Source organism: Synechococcus sp. RS9902, from assembly GCF_014279635.1.
Taxonomy (GTDB): domain Bacteria; phylum Cyanobacteriota; class Cyanobacteriia; order PCC-6307; family Cyanobiaceae; genus Parasynechococcus.
The window spans coordinates 76,890-101,732 of the sequence record NZ_CP047949.1; the positions used below are offsets into that span (position 1 = coordinate 76,890).

The 24,843-nt window shown below is 61.4% G+C and carries 24 protein-coding genes and 1 tRNA gene; 17 read left to right on the plus strand and 8 right to left on the minus strand.

The features are described 5' to 3' along the window. Positions 1-24 precede the first annotated feature (24 nt). The 4 genes from uvrB to SynRS9902_RS00420 all read left to right on the plus strand — a co-directional run bounded on the left by uvrB (position 25) and on the right by SynRS9902_RS00420 (position 6,042). Complete coding sequence (gene uvrB / locus SynRS9902_RS00405; RefSeq protein ID WP_186509561.1) at positions 25-2,064, plus strand: excinuclease ABC subunit UvrB; 2,040 nt, start codon at positions 25-27, stop codon at positions 2,062-2,064. Positions 2,065-2,155: 91 nt separating this feature from the next. After that, positions 2,156-2,227, plus strand: a tRNA-Gly gene (locus SynRS9902_RS00410). 78 nt (positions 2,228-2,305) lie between these two features. After that, positions 2,306-5,122, plus strand: coding sequence for a preprotein translocase subunit SecA (gene secA / locus SynRS9902_RS00415; RefSeq protein WP_186509562.1), 2,817 nt, complete (start codon positions 2,306-2,308; stop codon positions 5,120-5,122). A 38-nt stretch (positions 5,123-5,160) separates the two neighbouring features. Beyond that, the gene (locus SynRS9902_RS00420; protein WP_222929470.1) at positions 5,161-6,042 is read left to right on the plus strand and encodes a glycosyltransferase family 2 protein; all 882 of its coding nucleotides are present in this window, start codon (positions 5,161-5,163) and stop codon (positions 6,040-6,042) included. Between the two features lie 237 nt (positions 6,043-6,279). On the opposite strand, the gene cysE is transcribed toward SynRS9902_RS00420, so the two are convergent. Together cysE and SynRS9902_RS00430 are read right to left on the minus strand one after the other, a co-directional pair. Continuing rightward, a complete protein-coding gene (gene cysE / locus SynRS9902_RS00425; protein WP_186509564.1) occupies positions 6,280-7,032 on the minus strand; it encodes a serine O-acetyltransferase in 753 nt (250 codons plus the stop codon). A 10-nt stretch (positions 7,033-7,042) separates the two neighbouring features. Next, the gene (locus SynRS9902_RS00430) at positions 7,043-8,044 is read right to left on the minus strand and encodes a GntR family transcriptional regulator (RefSeq protein ID WP_115081444.1); all 1,002 of its coding nucleotides are present in this window, start codon (positions 8,042-8,044) and stop codon (positions 7,043-7,045) included. 217 nt (positions 8,045-8,261) lie between these two features. Between SynRS9902_RS00430 and SynRS9902_RS00435 the strand changes: the two genes are divergently transcribed. Further along, the gene (locus tag SynRS9902_RS00435; RefSeq protein ID WP_370586312.1) at positions 8,262-8,891 is read left to right on the plus strand and encodes a dienelactone hydrolase family protein; all 630 of its coding nucleotides are present in this window, start codon (positions 8,262-8,264) and stop codon (positions 8,889-8,891) included. Here the strand turns inward: SynRS9902_RS00435 and infC are convergent. Then, the gene (gene infC / locus SynRS9902_RS00440; protein ID WP_011363124.1) at positions 8,888-9,541 is read right to left on the minus strand and encodes a translation initiation factor IF-3; all 654 of its coding nucleotides are present in this window, start codon (positions 9,539-9,541) and stop codon (positions 8,888-8,890) included. The genes SynRS9902_RS00435 and infC overlap by 4 nt on opposite strands. A gap of 57 nt (positions 9,542-9,598) precedes the next feature. Beyond that, entirely contained in the window at positions 9,599-10,498 is a 900-nt protein-coding gene (gene miaA, locus SynRS9902_RS00445; protein ID WP_186509566.1) for a tRNA (adenosine(37)-N6)-dimethylallyltransferase MiaA, read from the minus strand. A 152-nt stretch (positions 10,499-10,650) separates the two neighbouring features. On the opposite strand from miaA, the gene gyrB reads away from it, so the two are divergent. The 4 genes from gyrB to SynRS9902_RS00465 are packed head-to-tail and all read left to right on the plus strand — an operon-like array spanning position 10,651 to position 13,690. Continuing rightward, positions 10,651-12,618 carry a DNA topoisomerase (ATP-hydrolyzing) subunit B gene (gyrB, locus tag SynRS9902_RS00450; RefSeq protein WP_186509567.1) on the plus strand — a complete coding sequence of 656 codons (1,968 nt, stop codon included), beginning with the start codon at positions 10,651-10,653 and terminating at the stop codon, positions 12,616-12,618. After that, on the plus strand, positions 12,618-12,938 hold the full coding sequence (locus SynRS9902_RS00455) for an SH3 domain-containing protein (protein ID WP_186509568.1): 321 nt from the start codon (positions 12,618-12,620) through the stop codon (positions 12,936-12,938). The genes gyrB and SynRS9902_RS00455 overlap by 1 nt, the downstream gene beginning before the upstream one ends. Beyond that, positions 12,919-13,299: a CrcB family protein gene (locus SynRS9902_RS00460; protein WP_186509569.1), complete on the plus strand. Its 381-nt coding sequence runs from the start codon at positions 12,919-12,921 to the stop codon at positions 13,297-13,299. Before SynRS9902_RS00455 ends, SynRS9902_RS00460 begins: the two co-directional genes overlap by 20 nt. Then, the gene (locus SynRS9902_RS00465) at positions 13,292-13,690 is read left to right on the plus strand and encodes a CrcB family protein (RefSeq protein ID WP_186509570.1); all 399 of its coding nucleotides are present in this window, start codon (positions 13,292-13,294) and stop codon (positions 13,688-13,690) included. The genes SynRS9902_RS00460 and SynRS9902_RS00465 overlap by 8 nt, the downstream gene beginning before the upstream one ends. On the opposite strand, the gene SynRS9902_RS00470 is transcribed toward SynRS9902_RS00465, so the two are convergent. Beyond that, a complete protein-coding gene (locus tag SynRS9902_RS00470) occupies positions 13,656-14,129 on the minus strand; it encodes a glutathione peroxidase (protein ID WP_186509571.1) in 474 nt (157 codons plus the stop codon). The genes SynRS9902_RS00465 and SynRS9902_RS00470 overlap by 35 nt on opposite strands. Before the next feature lie 72 nt (positions 14,130-14,201). Between SynRS9902_RS00470 and mgtE the strand changes: the two genes are divergently transcribed. Further along, complete coding sequence (gene mgtE, locus SynRS9902_RS00475; protein ID WP_115081452.1) at positions 14,202-15,662, plus strand: magnesium transporter; 1,461 nt, start codon at positions 14,202-14,204, stop codon at positions 15,660-15,662. 54 nt (positions 15,663-15,716) lie between these two features. Further along, on the plus strand, positions 15,717-16,724 hold the full coding sequence (locus SynRS9902_RS00480) for an RpoD/SigA family RNA polymerase sigma factor (protein WP_115081453.1): 1,008 nt from the start codon (positions 15,717-15,719) through the stop codon (positions 16,722-16,724). Here SynRS9902_RS00480 and SynRS9902_RS00485 read toward each other — a convergent pair. After that, a complete protein-coding gene (locus SynRS9902_RS00485; protein ID WP_186510464.1) occupies positions 16,709-17,572 on the minus strand; it encodes an alpha/beta fold hydrolase in 864 nt (287 codons plus the stop codon). The genes SynRS9902_RS00480 and SynRS9902_RS00485 overlap by 16 nt on opposite strands. 159 nt (positions 17,573-17,731) lie before the next feature. On the opposite strand from SynRS9902_RS00485, the gene mutT reads away from it, so the two are divergent. Both mutT and SynRS9902_RS00495 read left to right on the plus strand, forming a co-directional pair. Next, on the plus strand, positions 17,732-18,850 hold the full coding sequence (mutT, locus tag SynRS9902_RS00490) for an 8-oxo-dGTP diphosphatase MutT (RefSeq protein ID WP_186509572.1): 1,119 nt from the start codon (positions 17,732-17,734) through the stop codon (positions 18,848-18,850). Between the two features lie 21 nt (positions 18,851-18,871). Continuing rightward, complete coding sequence (locus SynRS9902_RS00495; RefSeq protein WP_186509573.1) at positions 18,872-19,828, plus strand: carbohydrate kinase; 957 nt, start codon at positions 18,872-18,874, stop codon at positions 19,826-19,828. Here the strand turns inward: SynRS9902_RS00495 and tsaE are convergent. After that, positions 19,795-20,310: a tRNA (adenosine(37)-N6)-threonylcarbamoyltransferase complex ATPase subunit type 1 TsaE gene (tsaE, locus tag SynRS9902_RS00500; protein WP_186510465.1), complete on the minus strand. Its 516-nt coding sequence runs from the start codon at positions 20,308-20,310 to the stop codon at positions 19,795-19,797. The two genes, SynRS9902_RS00495 and tsaE, sit on opposite strands and share 34 nt — an antisense overlap. 7 nt (positions 20,311-20,317) lie before the next feature. Here tsaE and ahcY point away from each other — a divergent pair, with 7 nt between their 5' ends. Beyond that, positions 20,318-21,748 carry an adenosylhomocysteinase gene (gene ahcY / locus SynRS9902_RS00505; protein ID WP_186509574.1) on the plus strand — a complete coding sequence of 477 codons (1,431 nt, stop codon included), beginning with the start codon at positions 20,318-20,320 and terminating at the stop codon, positions 21,746-21,748. 71 nt (positions 21,749-21,819) lie between these two features. Further along, complete coding sequence (locus tag SynRS9902_RS00510) at positions 21,820-22,479, plus strand: DedA family protein (protein WP_186509575.1); 660 nt, start codon at positions 21,820-21,822, stop codon at positions 22,477-22,479. Positions 22,480-22,513: 34 nt separating this feature from the next. Here SynRS9902_RS00510 and SynRS9902_RS00515 read toward each other — a convergent pair whose 3' ends face one another. After that, entirely contained in the window at positions 22,514-22,891 is a 378-nt protein-coding gene (locus tag SynRS9902_RS00515) for a single-stranded DNA-binding protein (RefSeq protein ID WP_114988041.1), read from the minus strand. A 142-nt stretch (positions 22,892-23,033) separates the two neighbouring features. On the opposite strand from SynRS9902_RS00515, the gene SynRS9902_RS00520 reads away from it, so the two are divergent. Next, on the plus strand, positions 23,034-24,086 hold the full coding sequence (locus SynRS9902_RS00520) for a rod shape-determining protein (protein ID WP_186510466.1): 1,053 nt from the start codon (positions 23,034-23,036) through the stop codon (positions 24,084-24,086). 4 nt (positions 24,087-24,090) lie between these two features. After that, the gene (mreC, locus tag SynRS9902_RS00525; RefSeq protein ID WP_186509576.1) at positions 24,091-24,837 is read left to right on the plus strand and encodes a rod shape-determining protein MreC; all 747 of its coding nucleotides are present in this window, start codon (positions 24,091-24,093) and stop codon (positions 24,835-24,837) included. Positions 24,838-24,843 lie beyond the last annotated feature (6 nt).

Below are 24,843 nucleotides of genomic sequence, written 5' to 3' on the forward strand. Positions count from 1 at the left end.
TGGCCGCCGTCTGGCCCCGCACCCATGCCCGCCTACGACCTCACGGCTCCGTATTCGCCGAAGGGTGATCAGCCGACGGCGATCAAGCAGCTGGTGGCGGGGGTGAATAGCGGAGAGCGCTATCAGACGCTGCTGGGGGCGACGGGAACGGGCAAGACGTTCACGATGGCCAACGTCATCGCCCAGACCGGCCGGCCGGCACTGGTGCTGGCCCACAACAAAACCCTGGCGGCCCAGCTCTGCAACGAGCTGCGGGAGTTCTTCCCGGAGAACGCCGTTGAGTACTTCATCTCCTATTACGACTACTACCAACCGGAGGCCTACGTTCCGGTCAGCGACACCTACATCGCCAAGACGGCGTCGATCAACGAGGAGATCGACATGCTGCGCCACTCGGCGACGCGGTCGTTGTTTGAACGGCGCGACGTGATCGTGGTGGCCTCGATCAGCTGCATCTACGGCTTGGGGATTCCGAGTGAGTACCTCAAGGCGGCGGTGAAGTTCGAGGTGGGCGAGACCCTCAACATCCGTAGCCAGCTGCGGGAGTTGGTGAACAACCAGTACAGCCGCAACGACACCGAAATCGCCCGCGGCCGTTTCCGGATGAAGGGAGATGTGCTGGAGATCGGCCCCGCCTACGAAGATCGCTTGGTGCGGATTGAGCTGTTCGGCGATGAGGTGGAGGCAATCCGCTACGTCGACCCCACCACCGGCGAGATCCTGCAGAGCATGGACACGGTGAACATCTACCCGGCCAAGCATTTTGTGACGCCCAAAGACCGGCTGGATTCCGCCATCAGCGCCATCCGCTCAGAACTGCGGGAGCGGCTGGATGTGCTCAATGGCGAAGGCAAGTTGCTGGAAGCGCAGCGGCTGGAGCAGCGCACCAAGTACGACCTGGAGATGCTGGGCCAGGTGGGCTACTGCAACGGGGTCGAGAACTACGCCCGCCATCTGGCCGGCCGTGAGGAGGGCACGCCGCCGGAGTGCCTGATTGATTACTTCCCGGACGACTGGCTGCTGATCGTGGACGAGAGCCACGTCACCTGCTCGCAGTTGCAGGCGATGTACAACGGCGACCAGGCCCGCAAGAAGGTGCTGATCGAGCACGGCTTCCGCCTGCCCAGCGCAGCGGATAACCGGCCGTTGAAGGGGGCCGAGTTCTGGGAGAAGGCGCGGCAAACAGTGTTCGTCTCCGCCACACCGGGGGATTGGGAGATGGAGGTGAGCGGCGGAGAGGTGGCTGAGCAGGTGATTCGCCCCACCGGGGTGCTCGATCCGGTGGTGGAGGTGCGGCCCACCACGGGCCAAGTGGACGATCTGCTGGGGGAAATCCGTGACCGGGCCGCCAAGAACCAGCGGGTGCTGGTCACCACGCTCACCAAGCGGATGGCGGAAGACCTCACCGATTACCTGGCAGAGAACGAGGTGCGGGTGCGCTACCTCCACTCGGAGATCCATTCGATCGAGCGGATCGAGATCATCCAGGATCTGCGCCTGGGGGAATACGACGTGCTGGTGGGGGTGAACCTGCTGCGGGAGGGTCTCGACCTGCCGGAGGTGAGCCTGGTGGCGATCCTCGATGCCGACAAAGAAGGCTTCCTGCGGGCTGAGCGCTCCCTGATCCAGACCATCGGCCGGGCCGCCCGCCATGTGGAGGGGGTGGCGCTGCTCTATGCCGACAACATGACCGACTCGATGGCCAAGGCCATCTCCGAGACCGAACGACGCCGGGCGATTCAGCAGACCTACAACGAGAAGAACGGGGTGGTGCCTACGGCGGCGGGCAAGAAGGCCAGCAACTCGATCCTCAGCTTCCTGGAGTTGAGCCGCAAGTTGAAGCAAGACGGCCCGGACGCGGATCTGGTGGAGGTGGTCGGCAAGGCCGCTAAGGCCCTGGAGAACGATCCCGATGCCGGCTTGGCGCTGGAGGCGCTGCCGGAGTTGATCGATCAGCTCGAAGCCAAGATGAAGGAGGCGGCCAAGAAGCTCGACTTCGAGGAAGCCGCCAACCTGCGGGATCGGGTGAAGCAGCTGCGTCAGAAGATGGCCGGCTCCTGTTGAAATTCACGGTGGGAACCCTTGGCAATTGACCATTGGTCCCTCCGTAAGGCAGAGTCTCCAAGTCGTCAGGGACACGCCCGCGTCGACACCTGCGGATGTAGCTCAGTGGTAGAGCATCTCCTTGCCAAGGAGAGGGTCGAGAGTTCGAATCTCTTCATCCGCTTGATTGAGAACCCAGTCCAGAAGGGCCTTCTGCGAGTGAGCCTCCATTAGGCTGAACCCGATTCGGTTGCTGCTTTCCATGCTCAAGCTCCTGCTGGGTGATCCCAATGCCCGCAAGCTGAAGCGTTACCAGCCGATCGTTTCGGATATTCAGCTGCTTGAAGAGGAGATCGCTCCGCTCTCCGACGACGAGTTACGTGGCAAAACCGCTGCCTTCCAGGAGCGTTTGGCCAATGCCGGCAGTCTGGCGAACCAGCGGCCGATCCTCGACGAGATCCTGCCTGAGGCCTTTGCCGTTGTTCGTGAAGCCGGCAAGCGTGTGCTGGGCATGCGTCATTTCGATGTCCAGCTGATTGGCGGCATGGTGCTGCATGAAGGTCAGATCGCCGAGATGAAAACCGGCGAAGGCAAAACCCTGGTTGCCACCCTTCCGAGCTATCTCAATGCCCTCACTGGAAGGGGCGTTCACGTCGTGACGGTGAACGACTACCTGGCTCGTCGTGATGCCGAATGGATGGGCCAGGTGCATCGTTTTCTTGGTTTGTCTGTCGGTTTGATTCAGCAGGACATGCGTCCTGAGGAGCGCCGGCGTAACTACAACTGCGATATCACCTACGCCACCAACTCAGAGCTGGGCTTCGATTATCTGCGCGACAACATGGCCGCCGATATCTCGGAGGTGGTGCAGCGGGAGTTTCAGTACTGCGTGATCGACGAGGTGGATTCGATCCTGATCGACGAAGCCCGAACTCCACTGATCATTTCTGGTCAGGTGGAACGTCCTCAGGAGAAATACCAACAGGCTGCCGAGGTGGCCAATGCTTTGGCTCGCGCCGCTGAGTTGGGCAAAGACGGCATTGATCCAGAAGGTGATTACGAGGTCGATGAAAAGCAGCGCAGCTGCACACTTACCGATGAAGGCTTTGCCAAAGCCGAGCAGATGTTGGGGGTGGCGGATCTGTTTAACCCTCAGGACCCCTGGGCTCACTACATCACCAACGCCCTCAAGGCCAAGGAGCTGTTCGTCAAGGATGTGAACTACATCGTGCGCGACGGCGAAGCGGTGATTGTGGATGAGTTCACCGGTCGGGTGATGCCGGGTCGCCGTTGGAGTGACGGCCAGCATCAAGCCATCGAGGCCAAGGAGGCCCTGCAGATCCAACCGGAAACACAGACTCTCGCTTCGATCACGTATCAGAACTTTTTCCTGCTCTATCCGCGCTTGGCCGGTATGACCGGCACGGCAAAAACTGAAGAGGTCGAATTCGAGAAGACCTACAAACTCGAAACCACAATCGTCCCCACCAACCGGGTCCGGGCGCGTCAGGACTGGGCCGATCAGGTGTACAAAACCGAGGCTGCCAAATGGCGCGCTGTGGCCAACGAAACAGCTGAGATCCACAAGAACGGACGGCCTGTGCTCGTGGGCACCACCTCGGTGGAGAAAAGCGAACTGCTGAGTTCGCTGCTGGCGGAGCAGGAGATCCCCCACAACCTGCTCAACGCCAAGCCGGAGAACGTGGAGCGCGAATCGGAGATCGTCGCTCAGGCCGGTCGGGCTGGCGCCGTGACCATCGCCACCAACATGGCGGGCCGTGGCACCGACATCATCCTTGGCGGCAACAGCGACTACATGGCCCGCTTGAAGTTGCGGGAGGTGCTGCTGGGCCGTCTTGTGAAACCGGAGGAAGATCACAAGCCGCCCGTCCCTTTGCAGCGCAGTGCTCCGGGCGGGTTCGCTGATGCTGCGGCGCCTTCGCTGCCCCGCAGCGGTGAGAGCCTCTATCCCTGCCCCCTCACTGATGACACTGATCAAGTCCTCGGCCAGTTGGCGCGTGATCTGGTCAAGGCCTGGGGCGACCGTGCCCTCACGGTGATTGAGCTGGAGGAGCGCATCGCCACTGCTGCGGAGAAAGCTCCCACTGAGGATCCCCAGATTCAGGCGTTGCGCGAGGCGATCGCCCGGGTGAAGGGTGAATACGACGCCGTGGTGAAGCAGGAGGAAAGCCGCGTTCGCGAGGCCGGTGGCCTGCATGTGATCGGCACGGAACGGCATGAGTCCCGCCGTGTCGATAACCAACTGCGTGGCCGTGCCGGCCGCCAGGGCGACCCCGGTTCCACCCGCTTCTTCCTCTCTTTAGGAGACAACCTGCTGCGGATCTTTGGCGGTGACCGTGTTGCCGGTTTGATGAATGCCTTCCGCGTGGAGGAGGACATGCCGATTGAGTCCGGCATGCTTACCCGCTCGCTGGAGGGGGCCCAGAAGAAGGTGGAGACCTACTACTACGACATCCGCAAGCAGGTGTTCGAGTACGACGAGGTGATGAACAACCAGCGGCGTGCGGTGTATTCCGAACGCCGCCGGGTGCTCGATGGCCGTGCCCTCAAGAAGCAGGTGATCGGCTACGGCGAACGCACCATGGGCGAAATCGTTGAGGCCTATGTGAATCCGGATCTGCCGCCGGAGGAATGGGATCTGGGCCAGCTGGTGGGCAAGGTGAAGGAATTCATCTACCTCCTGGAGGATCTCACCCCTGATCAGGTGCAGGGCCTTGGCATGGAGGAACTCAAGGCATTCCTTCAGGAGCAACTGCGCAACGCCTACGACCTCAAAGAAGGCCAGGTCGAACAGCAACGTCCGGGGCTGATGCGGGAGGCCGAGCGCTTCTTCATCCTTCAGCAGATCGATACCCTCTGGCGGGAGCACCTTCAGGCGATGGATGCCCTGCGTGAATCGGTGGGTCTGCGTGGCTACGGTCAGAAAGACCCTCTCATTGAATACAAGAACGAGGGCTACGACATGTTCCTTGAAATGATGACCAATATGCGTCGCAATGTGATCTATTCAATGTTCATGTTCCAGCCAGCTGCACCACAGCAGTCAGGGTCCACTTGATTGACATTGGTGTGATCTGAATGTCTACTCGTGTGGTGATGACTCTTCTCGTTCGTAACGAGGAGGATGTTATTGCTGAAAACATCCTATTTCACTATGCCCAGGGTGTTGAGTCTTTTTTGGTGATGGATAATCTGTCTACGGATGCAACGTCTGCGATCTTGCGGCGGTTAGCCCGTTTTGTTCCTATTACTTATATCCAGCAGACATCTGATACGTATGATCAAGCACAGTGGGTTACGGAAATGGCCCGCTCTGCTTATCAAGATCATGGGGCTGATTGGGTCATCAATAATGATGCTGATGAGTTTTGGTTGTTCCCCGATGGAGATGCGCCATCCTTTTTGGATTCTGTTGCTCCAGGCATAGCTGGGTTGTTTGTTCAGCGTTTTAATGCTGTTCTCCCAGAGAGTGGTCGGCGTCGTGATGGTTTGGCTCACCCTTCACAGAGTTGTTTCTTCTGGCGTGAAAGTGTTAATGCGCTTCACCGTCCTTTGCCTCCTAAGTGCATGCATCGTGCCTTTGCTGATGTAACTGTTGATCAAGGCAATCATGAGATTTTTGGTCATCAGGGGTCACTTGAGTTCAGTGATCAGGTATCCATCTTTCACTTTCCGTACAGGCGTTTTTCCTCCTACCAATCAAAAATTCGACTTGGCGGTGCTGCCTACCAACGCAACAAAGGTCTTCCTCGAACTTGGGGCGATGCTTGGCGACAGCAACGCCGGCTTTTGCGTCGTGATGGTCTTTGGGAATTCTGGCGTGGCTTGCAGACAACCCCCGAGGCCCTTGCTCAAGGTTTGAAAGAAGGCAACATTTTTGAGGATGCTCGGCTTTTCGTTGCTGTGAAGTCTTTGCGGGCCAAGCACCGCTGGTTCTGGTTGAAGTGTCGAATCTCTCGTTGGCTGAGTTGTAAATAGTCTCATGTATTTGCTAGATTTTTTGAATTTTTGAGGTCAATAATCAATGCAGTCATGCTCCTTGTGGTTTGTAGGGTGCGGCGTTGAGAATGCCTGTTTTTGGATGCGTTAATGCTGATGTTGGTGTTACCGCTTTGAGTTCATTTATTCGCAATTGGGTTCATTGCTTTTAAAAAGCAATTTTTGTTGCGCTGATTAAAGTTGAAGATTTGCCGTTCAATCAATTTCAGATCTTGGTCAACCCTCGCTGGAGGTCTCGCCGAGGAACTCCAGGATTTCCCGGTCTTTGAGATTCTGAGCTTCGCCAGCGCATTCATCAAGCAACTGTCGCCCTGCCGCAACTTCTTGCAGGCAGCGCTTGAGGTTCGTCACCGTGTTCTCAAGATGGTCGATCCGTTCCATCAGGTTGCGGATCACGTTGGCCTCGGCGTCCGGCAGAGCGGAGTGGGCCAGGGGGTTGATTCGCACGCCGCTCTGGTGGATCACCCGGCCTGGGATGCCCACAACGGTGCAGTCGCTCTCCACATCGCGGACCACCACGGATCCAGCGCCAATGCGGGTGTTGGTCCCGATCGTGATCGCACCCAACACCTTGGCGCCTGCACCCACCACCACATTCTCCGCCAGGGTTGGGTGGCGCTTGCCGTGTTCCTTGCCTGTGCCTCCCAGGGTGACGCCTTGATACAGCAGGCAACGGTGGCCGATTTCGGCGGTCTCGCCGATCACCACTCCCATGCCATGGTCAATGAACACGCTGTGGCCGATCCTGGCGCCGGGGTGGATCTCGATGCCGGTGAGGGCGCGGCTGACTTGGCTGAGGCAGCGGGCAGCCAGCTTCAGGGGCAGACGGCAGGTCCAGAGGCGATGGCTAATCCGGTGCAGGCTGATCGCCTGGAAGCCGGGATAGCAGCACACAATCTCCAACCAGCCACGAGCAGCCGGATCACGCTCGCGAATGATCGCGAGGTCGGCACGGATGTGATCAAACATCGCAGGAGAATTAGCTGGCGGCGGCCGGAATTTGCAGACCAATCTCCTTACGGAGCAAATCGATCGTATCGGTGCTGAGGTAGCTCTCGGCGCAATGCACCTGGGGCATGCGCATCAGCTGGGAGCGATTCTGGCGCAGGCTCTGTTCCACCAGGGGAAGGCTGGGTCGATCGCAGAGCACGTGGCTTGAGGCCCGTAGAAGGGCCAGCAGGCGGCTGCCCACATCCGGTGTGGCGGTCATCAGCAGCAATTCATTGCCACGCATTGAGTGGAGAATCACTTCCGCGGCCCGCAAAATGCCGGGGCTGATGCTCACCAGGCCCACGCAGCTGCCGGGGCGCAGTTCCTTGAGCATGGCCAGTTCCTGGCGGAAGTCGTTGAGGTCAACCGCCACGGCCCGGACGCTGTGTTTCTTGGCCAGCTCCTCCACTGGTTGGAGGAAATAACGGCTGGTCACCACGGTGCCATTGCTGGAGTTCTCCAGCACGCTTTCCAGCTCTTCCAGCGGCACCACTTCCACCGGTACATCCAGGCAGGGTTCCAATTCCTCTGCGATCAGCATCGAGGCGCCGATGTCTTCCCGGGGTGTGCTGACCAGCACGCGGGCGCCGCAACGCAGCCGCCAGTCGATCTCACGGGTCAGTAATTCGCGGGTTTGCTGCAGGGTGCATCCTGCATTGAGCAGGCCATCCACGCACTTGCGCACTTCCCGGTCGAGGTCGGTGACGCCCCGGTTGCGGATGTGCGGAGGCGTTTTGATTTCCCGGGGTTTCTGCTGGTCGCGCACGTAGATGCCAGAGCCGGCCATGGCCTCCACCACGCCATCGGTTTCCAGTTGGCGGTACACCTTGCTGATCGTGTTGCGGTGCAACCCCGTTTGCATGGCCAACTGGCGGGTGCTCGGCAAGCGATGTCCCGGCGGGTAATGCCGCGCTGCGATGGCAAAACAGATCTGGTTGTAGAGCTGCGTCGATGCCGGAATGTCACTTTCCTGTTGGATATGGAATCGCACGCCGGTGGGACAGGTCTGAATGCGGCCACCATACGGACCGATTCCTTTGGTGACAATTGCCTGTGTGTCCTATGCAGTTATGGAAAGTTCTGAGTCCACCTGGGGCTTTTGGGTTGAAGTTCGGAATGGCTCGGTTTGCTTGCGTTGCTGGCGGGCAGAACCGCAACGCAGTGCGAACGATATTGACTCAAGAGCGTGCATAAATCGTGTCTATATCGTGCTGCCTGAGGTGTTTGGGGTGAACGCTTGGGTGCGCAGCGTGGCGGATCGCTTGGCCGCCCAGGGGCATCCGGCCCTGGCGGTGCCGTTGTTCTCCCGCACGGCTCCTGATCTGGAGTTGGCCTACGACGCCTCCGATCTGGCTGAAGGGCGCCGCCACAAGGACGCCACCACCAGCGAGCAAATCCTTGCTGATGTCGCGGCTGCAGTCAGCTGGTTCAGGGCTCGCTACCCGCAGGCCGCCATCCATGTGGTGGGCTTCTGCTTCGGGGGGCATGCCGCTTTTCTGGCGGCCACGTTGCCCGGGGTTGAGCACGCCTTTGATTTTTACGGTGCCGGTGTGAGCCGAATGCGGCCTGGTGGTGGTGAACCTTCGTTGGCCCTGCTGCCTGAAATCAAGGCGCGACTCACCTGTGTCTTCGGCACGGCCGATCCCTTGATCCCCGCCGAGGATCGCGAGGCGATCGTGGCAGCCCTGCAAAAGGCTGACCAAGCAGGCGAGCGCTTGCGTTCCGTGGAGATTGCCGGCGCAGATCACGGCTTCATGTGCGACGCCCGCAGCAGCTACAACTCCCAGGCCGCAGCCCGGGGATGGCGGCTTCTGCTTGGTTGCGACCCTGTGATTTAGCCCTGGGGGCTGGCCACCTTGGCGGCGGTGGGCCGGGGCGGTGCCGGGATGGTGCGCACGGCCTTGTTGGCGGCCTGCTCCTTTTCCTCTTTCTTCACCAGCGGCGTTTTGCGCGGGGTGAGGAACATGATCATGTTCCGGCCTTCCCTCTTGGGCGCCTGCTGGATCTCGGCTTTTTCCTCCAGATCTTTGGCCATCCGCCGCAGCAGGGTTTCTGCCAGAGCGGTGTGCTGAATCTCGCGGCCGCGGAAGATCACGGTGCACTTCACCTTGTCGCCTGCCTTGAGGAAGCGCTGTGCCTGACCGATGCGCACGTCGTAGTCATGCTGATCAATCTTGTAGCGCATCTTGACCTCTTTGACTTCGGTCTGATGCGACTTCTTCTTGGCCTCTTTGGCTTTCTTTTCCTGCTCGAATTTGAACTTGCCGTAGTCCATGATCCGGCAGACCGGCGGGTCGGCCTTCTCGCTCACCAGCACCAGATCCAGTTCCCGATCGCGGGCCACATCGAGAGCTTCTTCCCGGCTGATCACGCCCAGCTGAGCGCCGTCTGAGTCGACCACCCTCAATTGGGGGTAGTTGATCCGGTCGTTGATGTTGGGCAGCTCCCGAACCGGGGCACGACGGTCAAAACGGGGACGTGGGGGCATTCAGGCGGTGACGGGGACAGGTGCAGACAACTTCAGTGAATACAACGTCTGCATCCTTCACCTTAGATGTTGCTCGATCAACGTCATCGCATCCGTCAGCGTTGCCTGGTCGGGCAGCCAGTGGGGGTTGTGCTGACGGCGGAACCAGGTGCGTTGGCGTTTGGCGAACTGGCGGGTGCGCTGACTGGTGATCCGCACTGCCTCTGCTGGGGTGAGGCTGCTAGCGATCACCTGCAGCGCTTCGCCGTAGCCGATGGTTTGCAGCAGGGGCAGATCAGCGCCGTAGCGCTCGCTCAGGCGTCGGGTCTCGTCCACCAGCCCATCGCGGTAGAGCTGCTCGGTCCGCTGCTGGATGCGCTGGCGCAGGTTGGCGGGATTGAGGCCCAGTTCCAACACCCGCCAGGGCGGAGGGGTGGCCGTGGCCTGACGACTCATCGGTTGCCCGGAGGCATAGAGCACCTCCAGGGCTCGCTGGGTGCGCACCGCATCGGCCGGGGCGATTTTGGTGGCGGCCTCGGGGTCGGCGGCCCGCAGCATCGGATGGCAGATGCCCTGGCCTAGGGCTGTCAGCTGCTGGCGCAGCTGCGGCTGGGGGGGCACCGCCGGAGGCTGCAGTCCGCTAGTGAGGGCCTTCAGATAGAGGCCACTGCCGCCCACCAGCAGGGCGACGCCCCACTGCTCCAGCTCACGGTTGATGCAGGGATTGGCCTCCGCCTGGAACTCCTGCAACGTGATCGGCTGGTCTGGTGTGCGTAGGTCCAGCAGATGGTGCGGCACCCGTGCCTGTTGCTCCGCCGTCGGCTTGGCGGTGCCCAGATCCATCTCTCTGTAGAGCTGGCGGGAATCCACGTTGATCACCGGCAGATCCAGCCGTTCGGCGATGTCCAGCGCCAGGGCGGTCTTGCCGCTGGCGGTGGGCCCGAGCAGGGTGATCACCAGGGGATGGGAGCTGTTCAAAAGGGTGAGGGGGTGCAGCCCGGCTTGAAATGGGCCCTCAGAGGCCTCTGCAAGCCTCTATAGACAGCCGGTGGTAAATTGACATTGTCAGGTCGAGGTTTAGAGCCGTTGCGCCCGCCCATGACCCGGTTTCCTGGCTTGAGACTTTCTGAATGAGCGACGCTTCCAAGGTCCAGAACGCCTACGGCGCTGAGCAGATTCAGGTGCTGGAGGGGCTTGAGCCCGTTCGCAAGCGCCCCGGCATGTACATCGGCTCTACGGGGCCGCGGGGCTTGCACCACCTGGTGTACGAAGTCGTTGATAACTCGGTTGATGAGGCGCTAGCGGGCCATTGCGACCGCATTGTTGTTGTGCTCGGTGAAGACGGCTCCGCCTCGGTGAGCGACAACGGTCGCGGCATTCCCACGGATGTGCACCCCCGCACCGGCAAGAGTGCCCTGGAGACGGTGCTCACCGTGCTGCACGCTGGTGGCAAATTCGGCGCCGGTGGTTACAAGGTGTCCGGCGGTCTGCACGGCGTTGGCGTGTCGGTGGTGAACGCCCTAAGTGAATGGGTGCAGGTGACGGTGCGCCGTCAGGGTCAGATTCATCGCCAACGTTTTGAGCGCGGTGCTGCCATCGGGTCGCTGGCTTCCGAGTCCCAGCCTTCAGCGGAGTCCGGCGAGACCGGCACCACCGTCTGTTTCAAGCCCGATCTGGAGATCTTCACCGGCGGCATCGTTTTTGATTACGCCACTCTCTCGGCCCGGCTTAGGGAACTGGCTTATCTCAACGGCGGTGTGCGGATCGTCTTCCGTGATGAGCGGGAGTCGGCCCGGGATGAGGAGGGCAACCCCCATGAGGAGACCTACTTCTACGAAGGCGGCATTAAGGAATACGTCGCATATATGAACAAGGAGAAGGACGCCCTTCATCCGGACATCATTTATGTGAATTCGGAGAAGGATGGCGTTCAGGTGGAGGCCGCCCTGCAGTGGTGCTCCGATGCCTACTCCGACAGCATCCTTGGCTTCGCCAACAACATCCGCACCGTGGATGGCGGTACCCACATCGAAGGCCTGAAGACGGTGCTGACCCGCACCCTTAATGCCTTCGCCAAGAAACTGGGCAAACGCAAGGAATCTGATTCCAACCTGGCCGGGGAAAACATCCGTGAGGGCTTGACTGCAGTGCTTTCGGTGAAGGTGCCGGAACCGGAATTTGAAGGTCAGACCAAGACCAAGCTCGGCAACACCGAGGTGCGCGGCATCGTCGACAACCTGGTGGGTGAAGCCCTGAGCCAGTTCCTCGAGTTCAATCCTTCCGTGATCGGCCTGATCCTCGAGAAGGCAATCCAGGCGTTCAATGCCGCTGAAGCGGCTCGCCGGGCTCGGGAACTGGTGCGCCGCAAGAGCGTGCTGGAGAGCTCAACCCTGCCTGGAAAACTGGCCGACTGCAGTTCCCGCGATCCCGGCGAATCCGAGATCTACATCGTGGAGGGTGACTCCGCTGGTGGCTCTGCCAAGCAGGGCCGGGACCGTCGCTTCCAGGCGATCCTGCCGTTGCGGGGCAAGATCCTCAATATCGAGAAGACCGACGACGCCAAGATCTACAAGAACACCGAGATCCAGGCGCTGATCACCGCCCTGGGCCTGGGGATCAAGGGGGAGGACTTCGACGTGAAGAACCTCCGCTACCACCGGGTTGTGATCATGACCGATGCCGACGTGGACGGCGCCCACATCCGCACCCTGCTGCTCACCTTCTTCTACCGCTACCAGAAGGAGCTGGTGGAGGGTGGCTACATCTACATCGCCTGCCCGCCGCTCTACAAAGTTGAGCGCGGTAAGAACCACACCTATTGCTACAACGAGGGCGATCTGCAGAAGACTCTGGAAGGCTTCGGCGAGAAGGCCAATTACACGATCCAGCGCTTCAAGGGCCTTGGCGAAATGATGCCCAAGCAGCTTTGGGAAACCACCATGGATCCCACTACGCGCACGATGAAGCGGGTGGAGATCGAGGATGCCCTCGAGGCCGATCGCATCTTCACGATCCTGATGGGCGACAAGGTGGCTCCCCGCCGGGAATTCATCGAAACCCACAGCGCCGAGCTGGACATGGCAGCCCTCGACATTTGATGAAGGCTGTTTCGACGAGCAATGTTCTGCGTTGGAGTTGGCTGTTGGGGGTGGCCCTGATGGCTCCAGCTGCCCTGCCGGCCGGTGGTGCCGACCGGCGTCAACCGCAGCCCCGGCGTCGCGCGGCCTCCGGGCCCCTGCACATAAGTTCCGATCAACCTCTTCGCCTCAGTCCGCTGGCCATCGCTCCACGCCTGAGCACCCTCAAGGCGGGATCCTCCCTGCGTCTGCTGCGGCGTTGGTCTGCCGCCGACGGCCAAGACTGGCTGCACGTGCAAACTCTCTCTGGAGATCAACGCCGTGGCTGGCTCCGCGTCTGAGGCTCTGTTGGTTGGGCTCGGGGCGATCCCCGGAGCCTGGCTGCGCTTGAAGGTGGTGAACCACTTTCAGCCGATGGTGCCCAAGAAGCACTGGGGCACCTTTCTCGTGAATGTGGTGGCCTGTTTTGCTCTTGGGCTCGTGCTGGCCCTCAATGAAACCTGTGCTGCCAGCACCGGCATTGCCTTGCTGATGGGTGTGGGCTTTTTCGGCAGCCTCAGCACCTTTTCCACTTTCGCCGTGGAGCTGCTGAACGAGCTCCGGGCCGGCCAAACGCTCACGGCTGTGGTGCTGGCGCTGGCCTCGATCGGGGCGGGCTTGCTGGCCTCGGCAGTGGGTTATGGACTGGGGATCCATGCCTGAAACCCAACCAAGCCTGCAACTGGAACTTCAGGAGCTCCTGCTTGTTGGCGTGGGCGCTGTGCCCGGAGCCTTGCTGCGCTGGCAATTGGCCCTGCATCTGGGGGACCAGAACGTGCTGGTGAATGGTCTCGGGGCAGCCCTCCTGGGCTTGTTGGCCGGGCTCCCGGCGGCCCCACGGCGACAGTTGCTGCTGGGCATTGGCTTCTGCGGTTCGCTCACCACCTTCAGCAGCTGGATGCTGGCGGCCATGAAGCACCTGAGTTCCGGTGACGGGGCCGCCGCATTGGGCTTGATCGGGCTGACCCTCGGGCTGGGACTGGGTGCCGCAGCCCTGGGGTTCAGCCTGGGGCGACGGCTCAAGCCGCCAGCGCCGCCTCAATCGCCGACTTGAGGTCTTCAGGGGCGATGCCGCTCTTGAAGCGGGCGATCACGGTGCCGTCCTTGCCCACCAGGAATTTCTCGAAGTTCCACTCCACATCACCTGCGGGATCCATCTGATTGAGCGTGGTGTATGGCTCTGTGGTGCTCCCCTTGGCGTGCACCTTGTCGAACAGTTCGAAGTCGGCGCCGTAGGTGGTGGAGCAGAAGCTCTTGATCTCGTCCAGGGTGCCGGGCTCCTGGGCGCCGAAGTCGTTGCAGGGGAAACCCAGCACCGCCAGCCCCTTGGCGGCGTAGGCCTCGTTCAGGGCCTGCAGCCCGGCGTACTGCTTGGTGAAGCCACAGCGGCTGGCCACGTTCACGATCAGCAGCACCTTGCCGGCGTAGTCGCCCAGGGATTTGCTGCTGCCGTCAGGGGTGGTGACGGAGACGGAGCTGACGCTGATCGCCATGGTGAAACAGGGAATGAGCGCAGAGGTTAACCGGCTCTAACGGCCATACACTGGGCTCCCGGCCGGAGGGGCATGACGGAGGCATCGGGGCTGAGCAGTGCTGGCGTGAGCGTCGAACCCGACTTGCTAGCCGAAGCGGTCTCCCAGGAACTCGCCGCGATGCTTCAGGCGGGCAATTACGACGCCGTGAAACTGCTGCTGGAACCGGTGCAGCCGGTGGACATCGCCGAGGCGATCGGCAGTCTTCCGGCCAATCTGCAGGCGATTGCCTTTCGCCTGCTCAGCAAGGATGAAGCCATCAGTGTTTACGAATACCTCGACACCGCCACGCAGCAAAGCCTGCTGAGCCTGCTGCGCTCTGGCGAGATGCGGGAGGTGATGGAGGAGATGTCGCCGGATGATCGCGCCCGATTGTTCGAGGAGTTGCCGGCCAAGGTGGTGCGGCAGTTGTTGAGCGAGCTCAGCCCGGATGAACGCAAGGTGACCGCTGAGTTGCTGGGCTACCGCTCCGAAACGGCCGGTCGTTTGATGACGACCGAATACATCGCGTTCAAGGAAAACCAAACCGCCGCAGTGGCGCTGGAGATCGTGCGGCGCCGTGCTCGCGACACTGAGACGATTTATTCCCTCTACGTGACGGACGCCGAGCGACGCCTCACCGGCATCCTTTCGCTGCGGGATCTGGTCACAGCAGACCCCCAGGCCCGTATCGGTGATGTGATGACGGAGGAGGTGCTCAGCGTCAGCACTGACACGGATCAGGAGAAGGTGGCCCGCACGATTCAGCGCTACGACTTCCTCGCTGTTCCCGTTGTGGATCTGGAGCAGCGTCTTGTAGGCATCGTCACGGTGGATGACGTGATCGACGTGATTGAGCAGGAGGCCACCCGTGATCTCTACGCGGCCGGCGCGGTGCAGGCCGGCGATGACGACGATTACTTCAGCAGCAATCTGTTCACCGTCGCTCGCCGCCGTGTGGTGTGGCTGGCGGTGCTGGTGCTGGCCAGCTTTTTCACCTCAGAGGTGATCGCCGCCAATGAAGATGTGCTGCAACGGGTGGTTTTGCTGGCGGCGTTCATCCCCTTGCTCGGTGGCACTGGCGGCAACGTGGGGGCCCAGAGTTCCACGGTGGTGATCCGTGGTTTGAGCACCCAGAGCATCTCCAGTCTCGGCCCCCTGCGGGCGATTGGCCGGGAAGCCATGGCGGGGGCGTTGCTGGGGGTGTTGATGATGCTTCTGGTGGTTCCCTTCGCCTGGTGGCGCGGCGAAAGCGCACTGGTGGGCCTCTCGGTGGGGATGAGCCTGCTCGCGATCACCACCCTGGCGGCTACGGCCGGTGCAGCGTTCCCACTGCTGTTTGACCGCATGGGCCTGGATCCTGCGTTGATGTCCACACCCTTCATCACCACCTGCACGGATGTGGCGGGAACGCTGATCTACTTGAAGACGGCGGGGTGGCTGCTGATCCACCTGCCGCAGCTGGTGCAAGCCGCAGGTATTTCTACCCATTTCTTTGTTTTCGGGGTTTTCTGAGAGCTTGTTTACGTTTCTTAGGAGTACTCTTCACATAACTCAAAGAAGCGCCCCATGGCTCCGGCTGCGACCGCTGCTTCCAAGCCCAAAACCGCTGCCAAAGCTGCGAAAACCATTACGGCAGACGTCGATCTGGTTCGTTCTTATTTACGAGACATCGGCCGGGTCCCTCTGCTGACCCACGAGCAGGAAATCACCTTGGGTCGCCAGGTGCAGGAACTGATGGATCTGGAATCGCTCGAGTCTGAGCTGGAGAGCAAGGCTGGTGAAAAGCCCAGTCGTGACCAGCTGGCCAAGGCATCAGGTCTGTCCTCGATGCAGCTCAAGCGCAAGCTGCAGCATGGTCGCCGCGCCAAGGAGCGGATGGTGGCCGCCAACCTCCGGCTGGTGGTGAGCGTGGCCAAGAAGTACACCAAGCGGAACATGGAGCTCCTGGACCTGATTCAGGAGGGAACCATTGGATTGGTGCGTGGTGTTGAGAAGTTCGACCCCACTCGGGGCTACAAGTTTTCCACCTACGCCTATTGGTGGATCCGCCAGGGCATCACGCGGGCCATTGCTGAGAAGAGCCGCACGATTCGGCTGCCGATTCACATCACGGAGATGTTGAACAAGCTCAAAAAGGGCCAACGGGAGTTGAGCCAGGAGCTGGGACGCACCCCCACGGTGACCGAGTTGGCTGAGTTCGTTGAGCTGCCGGAAGACGACGTCAAAGATCTGATGTGTCGTGCTCGTCAGCCCGTCAGCCTTGAAATGAAGGTGGGTGATGGTGATGACACCGAACTGCTGGAGCTGCTCTCCGGCGATGGCGATCTGCCCAGCGATCAGGTGGAAGAGGATTGCTTGAAGGGTGATCTGCGCAGTCTCCTGGGACAGCTGCCCCATCTGCAGGAGCAGGTGTTGCGGATGCGCTACGGCATGGATGGAGAAGATCCGATGAGCCTTACGGGCATCGGCCGGATCCTGGGGATGAGCCGTGACCGTGTTCGTAACCTCGAGCGTGATGGTTTGGCCGGCCTGCGCCGGGTCAGTGATCAGGTGGAGGCTTACGTCGCCTGCTGAATTGATTTTTTGTTGATCAGCTTTTGCAGCACCGGATTGACCTGATCCGGGGCTTCGTCGTGAGGACAGTGGCCTGCGTTTTGAATCACTGAGAGGGATTGAACGCAGTTCAGTTTTTGGGCCCAGCGCTCTGCTTCAGCAATTGGCTCCCAGGGATCCTGCTCACCCCAGATCAGATCCACAGGAAGGCTCAGCTCTTCCATCAACTGTGGGGCGAGATAGTCGTCGAACAGGTTGATGAATCCGCGGAATGCCTCGGCGGCACCGTCGCGTTGCGTGGGTTGAAACAGCAGATCCACCAGGTCGTCGTCGATGTTGCTGCCACTGGGGTAAGCCTGCTTCAACACGCTGAGGATCACGCCGGGCCGTGCGGCATTGCGGAACAGTGCGGTGCTGAGCCAGCGCTGCCGCACCATTGTTTTCAGTAGTGGCCGGATCCAGGTCATCCAAGCCGGTTGTGTGGCCAGTTGCTTGTCGTCCATCAAGCGCTGGGCGCAGTCGATCAGCACCACGCCACGGCAGCGCTTGCCAAGCAGTTGTGCGGCTCGCAGGGCAACAACCCCGCCGATCGAGTTGCCCACCAGTCGCACCGGGCGATCGATGACTTGGCGGCAGAAGTCAGCCACCTGTTGGCCCCACAGATCAAAGCCGTAATGAACGGCATCGGCAGAAACGGGTTCATCCTTCAAGCGAGCCCGAGGCTGATCGCTGCGCCCGAAACCGAGCAGATCGATGGCGTAGGTGGGCATCAGTTCGGCCAGCACCGGTTGGTTGAAACGCCAGTGGTTGGTGTTGGCCCCGAAACCATGAATCAGCAGCACGGCCTCTTCGGCATTGGGGTCGCCCATCAGGCTCCAACCGATTGTTCGCTGGTTCCAGCTCCAGAGGCTGTTGCTTGGGCTCACGCCTTGGCTTGCTGCGCCAGTGCATCCTGGCGAGCGAAGCACTTGGATGGACGGTCGTTGCACGGGTCCTGTTCTGACACCAATCGCGAACCAATCGATGCGTTGACCGAGGCCAAAGCTGCTCCTCTATCGACAGCCTTGCTGGTTTGGTGGGAGCGCCATGGCCGCGGCGGACTCCCGTGGAAGCTGTTGTCTGGTGGTGTGCCTCCAGCGCCGGATGATCAGCTCGATCCATACGGCATCTGGATTGCTGAGGTGATGCTGCAGCAGACCCAGTTGGCCGTGGCGCTCCCCTACTGGACGCGCTGGATGGCGGCATTTCCCACTGTGGAGGCCCTGGCCGCGGCGTCTCTGGATGAGGTGCGGTTGCAGTGGCAGGGCCTGGGGTATTACTCGCGGGCGCGTCGGCTGCATGAGGCAGCGCAGCTGCTGGTGGGCCACCCGTGGCCGCACAGCTTGGAGGGTTGGATGGCCTTGCCGGGCATTGGCCGTACCACCGCCGGCAGCATCCTTTCCAGTGCCTTCAATGTCCCGTTGCCGATCCTGGATGGCAACGTCAAACGGGTGCTGGCGCGCTTGATGGCCCATCCGCTCCCGCCAGCCCGCGACGACGCCCTCTTCTGGAGCTGGAGCGAGGCCCTGCTTGATCCGCTGCGGCCTCGTGACACCAACCAGGCCTTGATGGATCTGGGGGCCACGCTTTGCACCCCCCGCCAGCCGGACTGCCCCCGCTGCCCCTGGCAATCCCACTGCGCTGCTTACGCTGCCGGCGACCCCCGCCGCTGGCCCGTGACCGACTCCCCAAAGCCCTTGCCCTTTCAGGTGATCGGTGTGGGGGTCGTGCTCAACTCGGCAGGAGAGGTGTTGATTGACCAGCGCCTGGAGCAAGGCTTGCTGGGGGGCATGTGGGAGTTTCCCGGTGGGAAACAGGAGCAGGGCGAAACAATCGAAACCTGCATCGCCCGCGAGCTCAAGGAGGAGCTCGGCATTGCAGTGACGGTCGGGGCTGAACTGATCACTGTGGATCACGCCTACAGCCACAAGAAGCTGCGCTTTGTGGTCCATCTCTGCAACTGGGGCTCGGGAGAGCCGCAGCCCCTTGCCAGTCAGCAGGTGCGTTGGGTGCGCCCGGATGACCTAGGGAACTACGCCTTTCCAGCCGCCAATGCGCGGATCATTGAGGCGTTGCTTGGCAGGTTGGGCTGCTCTGCCCACCCTTAAGCAAGGTTCTGCTGCGATCGGATGACGCTTGGTTCCGTTGTCGTCTGTCTTGGTGAAGCCCTGATTGATCGGCTCGGCCCGCCTGGAGGTGACCCGGCGGTCGATCAGCCGGTGGACGATCGTCTGGGCGGTGCGCCCGCGAATGTGGCCTGTGGCTTGGCCCGCTTGGGCACCCCCGTTGCTTTTGCCGGACGACTTGGCCAGGACGCCATTGGTGAGGCGTTTTCAAAATTGTTTGTTGAGCGTGGGGTTGAGACTGCGTTGTTGCAGCGGGATGCCGTGCGTCCCAGTCGCATCGTGCTGGTCCGTCGTTCGCTGGAGGGTGAACGGCAGTTTCAGGGTTTTGCTGGGGATGAAGGGGCTGGCTTCGCGGATCAGGCTCTAGAGCTGGCTGCGTTGCCTCAGGCCCGATGGTTGCTGATTGGCACCCTTCCGTTGGCAGCCCCAACGTCGGCTGAAGCTTTGTTGTCGGCTGTGCGCCAGGCCCGGAGCCAAGGAACGGCGGTTGCCCTCGACGTGAATTGGCGTCCCACGTTCTGGGATCCCGTGGCTGATCCCGCGGCGGGACCGTCGGCTGCGGCGAAGGCTGCGATCCAACCGCTTCTGGATCAGGCGGCTCTGATCAAGCTGGCGCGGGAAGAAGCCCTTTGGTTCTTCAATACCGATGATCCTGGCGCGATCCAGCAGGTCTTGCTCCAGCGGCCGGACGTGGTGGTGACCGATGGCGCGGCCCCAGTGCGCTGGCAGTTGGCTGAGGAATCGGGCCAGCAGATCGCCCTTCAGCCTCCCACTATTTTGGACACCACCGGTGCTGGCGATGCCTTTACCGCCGGTTTGCTGCACCGCTGGTCGGCGCCGCCTGGCGAACGGGTTCGATTTGCGGCCGCCTGCGGGGCCCTGGTCTGCGGCGGGGCCGGTGGGATTGATCCGCAGCCCAGCGAAGCTCAGGTGGAGCAGTTCCTTGGTGGGGTGAGCTGAGCCAGTCGCCCTTCGTCTTGATGGCGCAGCTCCAGGTGCCAGGCCTCGGCCAGATCGAGCCCCAGCCGTTCCGGCCACTCCACGGCCATCAACGCTCCGGTGGCGCGGGCTTCCTCCTCCTCCTGAAGAAACAGTTCGTCGGCAGAGGCCGGTTGCTCCAAGCGGTAGAGATCAAGGTGCACCAGTTGTGGCTCCCCCTGGGGGTAGTGCTGCGCCAACGCGAAGGTGGGGCTGGTGATCGCTTCGCTGATCCCGAGGCCTTCGGCCAGGCCCTGCACCAGCGATGTTTTGCCGGCCCCAAGGGGGCCGCTCAACAGCAGGATTGCTCCCGTCGGAAGCTCGCGCGCCAGCAATCGGCCTAGGCCCCGGGTCGTCTCAAGGGTCTCAAGGGACCAGACATGCCCTGTAGAGTTAGGTTCTGGCGAGCCCGAAGCCTCGGCGTCTCTGCAGAGATTCAACTCCAAGATTGCTTTAGGGAGCATTAGATCCATGGTGGCAGCGCCCACGTCCCCGGCTGAGCTGAAGCTCGGCGTTGATTGCGTCATCGCCGACATCAATCAGGCCGACTTCGGCCGCAAGGAACTCGACATCGCCGAGACCGAGATGCCCGGTCTGATGGCGTTGCGCGAGAAGTACGGCAGTGAGAAGCCGTTGAAAGGAGCCCGTATCGCTGGCTCCCTGCACATGACGATTCAGACCGCTGTTCTGATCGAGACCTTGGTGGAACTCGGGGCCGAAGTGCGCTGGGCCTCCTGCAACATTTTTTCGACCCAGGATCACGCTGCTGCGGCGATCGCCGCTCAGAGCATCCCCGTGTTCGCCGTCAAAGGTGAAACCCTCGAGGAGTACTGGGAATACACCCACCGCATTCTTGAGTGGGGTGACGGCGGTTCCCCCAACATGATCCTGGATGACGGTGGCGATGCCACCGGTCTGGTGATGCTGGGCAGCAAGGCCGAGCAGGACATCACGGTTCTCGACAACCCCGGCAACGAGGAGGAGACCTTCCTGTTCGCCTCGATCAAGAAGAAGCTGGCTCAGGATCCCAGCTTCTACAGCCGCACCAAGGCGCAGATCCAGGGTGTGACCGAGGAGACCACCACGGGTGTGGCACGTCTCTACAAGATGCAGAAGAGCGGTGAGTTGCCTTTCCCCGCCATCAACGTCAACGACTCGGTCACGAAGAGCAAGTTCGACAACCTCTACGGCTGCCGTGAGTCGCTGGTGGACAGCATCAAGCGAGCCACCGATGTGATGGTGGCGGGCAAGCAGGCCCTGGTCATCGGCTACGGCGATGTGGGCAAGGGTTCGGCCCAGTCCCTGCGCGGCCTCGGTGCCACCGTCTGCATTGCGGAAGTGGACCCGATTTGCGCGCTGCAGGCGGCCATGGAGGGCTACCGCGTCGTCCGTCTCGAAGACGTGGTCGAGGAGATGGACATCTTCGTCACGGCCACCGGCAACTACCAGGTGATCCGCAATGAGCACCTGGTGAAGATGAAGGACGAAGCCATCGTCTGCAACATCGGCCACTTCGATAACGAGATCGATGTCGCCTCTCTCAAGGAGTACGAGTGGGAGAACATCAAGCCGCAGGTGGACCACATCACCCTGCCCAGCGGCAACAAAATCATCCTGCTGGCGGAAGGCCGCCTGGTGAACCTGGGCTGCGCCACTGGCCACCCCAGCTTTGTGATGAGCAACTCCTTCACCAACCAGGTGTTGGCTCAGATCGAGCTGTTCACCAAGGGTGATGAGTACGCCAAGGAGGTGTATGTGCTGCCCAAGCATCTCGATGAGATGGTGGCTCGTCTACATCTCGGTCGCATTGGCGCCAAGCTCACCGAGCTCAGCAAGGACCAGGCCGACTACATCAATGTGCCTGTGGAAGGTCCCTACAAGCCGGACCACTACCGCTACTGATCACGATCCAGTGGATCGGAACCTGATCCTTACGGCCCCATGGAAGACTTGCGCGTTCAAGCGCAGTCTCCATGGGGCTTTCTGATCTGATCACACAACTGCCGGAGTTGATCGGCCAGGCGGTGGAGGCGAATCAGTGGCTGGGTTACATCGCGATCTTCGCGGCGATGTTTCTTGAGAATCTCTTCCCGCCGATTCCGTCCGAGCTGATCATGCCCCTCGGGGGGTTCTATGTGCAGCAGGGTCAGCTGGATCTGGTCCCCGTTGTGCTGGCGGGTTTGCTGGGCACGGTGCTCGGTGCCCTGCCCTGGTACGGGGTCGGTCGCTTGATCAACGAGGAACGCATCGAAGCCTGGTTGCAACGCCACGGTCGTTGGATCGGCATCAGTGCCGATGAGTTGGCCCGCAGCCGCCGCTGGTTCAGCCGCTACGGCACAGCCCTGGTGTTCTGGGGGCGCTTGGTGCCTGGCATTCGCACGCTGATCTCGGTCCCAGCGGGCATTGAAATGATGCCGATGGCGCCGTTTCTGGTCTGGACCACCGCCGGCAGCCTGATCTGGACGGCCCTGCTCACCGTGGCCGGCATGGTGCTTGGAGAGGGCTACAGCAACGTTGAGCTCTGGATTGACCCTGTTTCCAAGGCTGTAAAGGTGTTGCTGGTCGTGGCGGTGCTGGCGGGCGCGATCTGGTTGGGTCTGCGCATCTGGCGCCGGCGTCAGTCGTCCGACTGAGCACCGGCGCTGGGGGGGTGGCTGGGATGGAGGCTCAGAAGGGGATGTCCTCATCGGAGGCCTGGCCGCCAAAGCTGCCGGCGGCCTCCTGGTTGTCCCGTTTGGATCCGAGCAGTTCGAGCCGATCCACACGGACCACAGGCTTGCTGCGCTCTTCCCCGCTGGCACGGTCGGTCCAGCGGTCCAGCTTGAAGCTGCCGATGATCCCGAGCAAGGAGCCCTTCTTCACGTAATCCGCAGCAACCTGTGCCTGCTTGCCCCAGATCTCGAGGTTGAACCAGTCGGGTTCATCGTCGCGGCTGCGACGGTTCACCGCCATGGTGAGGTTGGCCACCATGCTGCCGGACTCGAAGTAGCGCACTTCGGGATCGCGGCCGGCACGGCCGACGAGGGTGACGGAATTAACGCCCATAGACGATTCATCTCCTGAATTTGAATTCATGATGCGGCACCGATTGGGTAACTGCTTTTAAGGAGTTCCACCCAAGCCGCTGGGCGTAACAGGCAAGGTCTGAGAACGCCCCTATGATCCGGCGGTCATAGCTGCGGTGTCTGTGTTCTTTCGTCGTTTCCAGCTGTCGCGCGACATCGGCATCGACCTGGGCACCGCCAATACCCTGATCTACGTTTCCGGTCGGGGCATCGTGTTGCAGGAGCCCTCAGTGGTGGCTCTTGATCTCGAGCGTGGTACCACCCTGGCTGTGGGTGATGAAGCCAAGTTGATGCTTGGCCGCACCCCTGGAAACATCCGGGCCGTCCGCCCGTTGCGCGATGGGGTGATTGCCGATTTCGATGCCGCTGAGCAGATGCTCAAAACCTTCATCACCAAAGGTAGTGAGGGCCGCGGCATCATGGCCCCTAGGCTCGTGGTGGGGATTCCCAGTGGTGTGACCGGTGTGGAGCGTCGCGCAGTCCGTGAAGCGGGCATGGCTGGGGCCCGTGAAGTTCATCTGATTGATGAGCCGGTGGCAGCTGCCATCGGCGCTGGCCTTCCGGTCACCGAGCCCGTTGGAACGATGATTGTTGATATCGGCGGCGGCACCACTGAGGTGGCGGTGTTGAGCCTGGGCGGAACAGTACTAAGTGAATCCGTTCGCGTTGCCGGTGATGAGATCAGCGATTCCATCAGCGTCTACCTCAAAAAGGTGCACAACATGGTGGTGGGTGAGCGCACGGCCGAGGAAATCAAGATCCGCATCGGCTCCGCCTTCCCCGACGACGAGTTCGATCAGCAGTCCATGGATGTGCGGGGTCTGCACCTTCTTTCTGGTTTGCCGCGCACCATCAATCTCAAAGCCGGTGATCTGCGGGAAGCCATCGCCGAACCGCTCAATGTGATTGTTGAAGCGGTGAAGCGCACCCTGGAGCGCACACCCCCTGAGCTGGCGGCCGACATCGTGGATCGCGGCATCATGCTGGCTGGCGGTGGTGCATTGGTGCGGGGCATCAGCGACCTGATCAGCCATGAGACCGGCATCTTTGTGCACATCGCCGAAGACCCTCTGCTCTGTGTGGTGAACGGGTGTGGTCAGGTGCTGGAGGACTGGAAACGCCTGCAGCGGGTAGTGGATACCCCGGAATTCGTCCGAACCGCGGCAGGCGTCTGAAGCGATGGCGCCGACGCTCCGTCCCGGCAAGAGCCGCTGGCGCGGATTGTGGCAACTCACCCCCTGGTTGCTGCTTGTGGCTGGGCTTCTGATGGTGCGTCTGAGCAAGGGTGCTGGCTTCACCGATGCCTATGCCCTGCTCAGCCGTCCTTTTTGGCCTGGTTCTGCCCAGCGGGAATGGGTCATGGCTGCAGCGGATTTGGAGGCGCGGTCTCGCCTTCAGCTGCTGGAAGAGGACAACCGGCGCTTGCGCGCTCTGCTGGAGCTAAAGCAACAAGGATCAGCGCAAGGAAACGTTTCCGCTGCTGTGATCTCCCGCTCGCCGCGGGGATGGTGGCAGCAATTGCAACTGGGTAAAGGCTCCCTGGAGGGCATCGGAAAGGGTGACGCTGTTCTGGGTCCTGGCGGTCTGGTGGGTCGCATCGACAGTGTGACCCCCGCCACGGCGCGGGTGAAGTTGCTCACCGCCCAGGGCCATGAGATCGGTGTTTGGCTGCCCCGCAGCCGCCGTCATGGCTTGCTGGTGGGCCGCGGCAGCAGCCGTCTGTCGCTCCGTTTCATCGACAAAGACCCCGACGTGCGTCCGGGGGATCTTGTCGCCACATCCCCGGCCAGCACCCTGTTGCCCCCCAATGTGCCGGTGGGGGTGATCCAGTCGGTGGATGAACAGGCTGTTCCTGCACCGGTAGCGGTGGTGCAGTTGATCGCAGCACCGGAGGCGATCGACTGGGTGCAGGTGCAGACCCGTTGAGATGAA

Excerpts from the sequence above, each read along its gene's own strand:
- ahcY (WP_186509574.1), top strand. The coding sequence starts at position 20,318 with ATGGTGGCAGCGCCCACGTCCCCGGCTGAGCTGAAGCTCGGCGTTGAT.
- SynRS9902_RS00515 (WP_114988041.1), bottom strand. The coding sequence starts at position 22,891 with ATGGGCGTTAATTCCGTCACCCTCGTCGGCCGTGCCGGCCGCGATCCC.
- tsaE (WP_186510465.1), bottom strand. The coding sequence starts at position 20,310 with ATGCTCCCTAAAGCAATCTTGGAGTTGAATCTCTGCAGAGACGCCGAG.
- uvrB (WP_186509561.1), top strand. The coding sequence starts at position 25 with ATGCCCGCCTACGACCTCACGGCTCCGTATTCGCCGAAGGGTGATCAG.
- SynRS9902_RS00420 (WP_222929470.1), top strand. The coding sequence starts at position 5,161 with ATGACTCTTCTCGTTCGTAACGAGGAGGATGTTATTGCTGAAAACATC.
- SynRS9902_RS00470 (WP_186509571.1), bottom strand. The coding sequence starts at position 14,129 with ATGGCGATCAGCGTCAGCTCCGTCTCCGTCACCACCCCTGACGGCAGC.
- gyrB (WP_186509567.1), top strand. The coding sequence starts at position 10,651 with ATGAGCGACGCTTCCAAGGTCCAGAACGCCTACGGCGCTGAGCAGATT.
- mreC (WP_186509576.1), top strand. The coding sequence starts at position 24,091 with ATGGCGCCGACGCTCCGTCCCGGCAAGAGCCGCTGGCGCGGATTGTGG.
- SynRS9902_RS00455 (WP_186509568.1), top strand. The coding sequence starts at position 12,618 with ATGAAGGCTGTTTCGACGAGCAATGTTCTGCGTTGGAGTTGGCTGTTG.
- SynRS9902_RS00485 (WP_186510464.1), bottom strand. The coding sequence starts at position 17,572 with ATGGGCGACCCCAATGCCGAAGAGGCCGTGCTGCTGATTCATGGTTTC.
- SynRS9902_RS00495 (WP_186509573.1), top strand. The coding sequence starts at position 18,872 with ATGACGCTTGGTTCCGTTGTCGTCTGTCTTGGTGAAGCCCTGATTGAT.
- infC (WP_011363124.1), bottom strand. The coding sequence starts at position 9,541 with ATGCCCCCACGTCCCCGTTTTGACCGTCGTGCCCCGGTTCGGGAGCTG.
- cysE (WP_186509564.1), bottom strand. The coding sequence starts at position 7,032 with ATGTTTGATCACATCCGTGCCGACCTCGCGATCATTCGCGAGCGTGAT.
- secA (WP_186509562.1), top strand. The coding sequence starts at position 2,306 with ATGCTCAAGCTCCTGCTGGGTGATCCCAATGCCCGCAAGCTGAAGCGT.
- SynRS9902_RS00465 (WP_186509570.1), top strand. The coding sequence starts at position 13,292 with ATGCCTGAAACCCAACCAAGCCTGCAACTGGAACTTCAGGAGCTCCTG.
- SynRS9902_RS00510 (WP_186509575.1), top strand. The coding sequence starts at position 21,820 with ATGGGGCTTTCTGATCTGATCACACAACTGCCGGAGTTGATCGGCCAG.
- SynRS9902_RS00480 (WP_115081453.1), top strand. The coding sequence starts at position 15,717 with ATGGCTCCGGCTGCGACCGCTGCTTCCAAGCCCAAAACCGCTGCCAAA.
- mgtE (WP_115081452.1), top strand. The coding sequence starts at position 14,202 with ATGACGGAGGCATCGGGGCTGAGCAGTGCTGGCGTGAGCGTCGAACCC.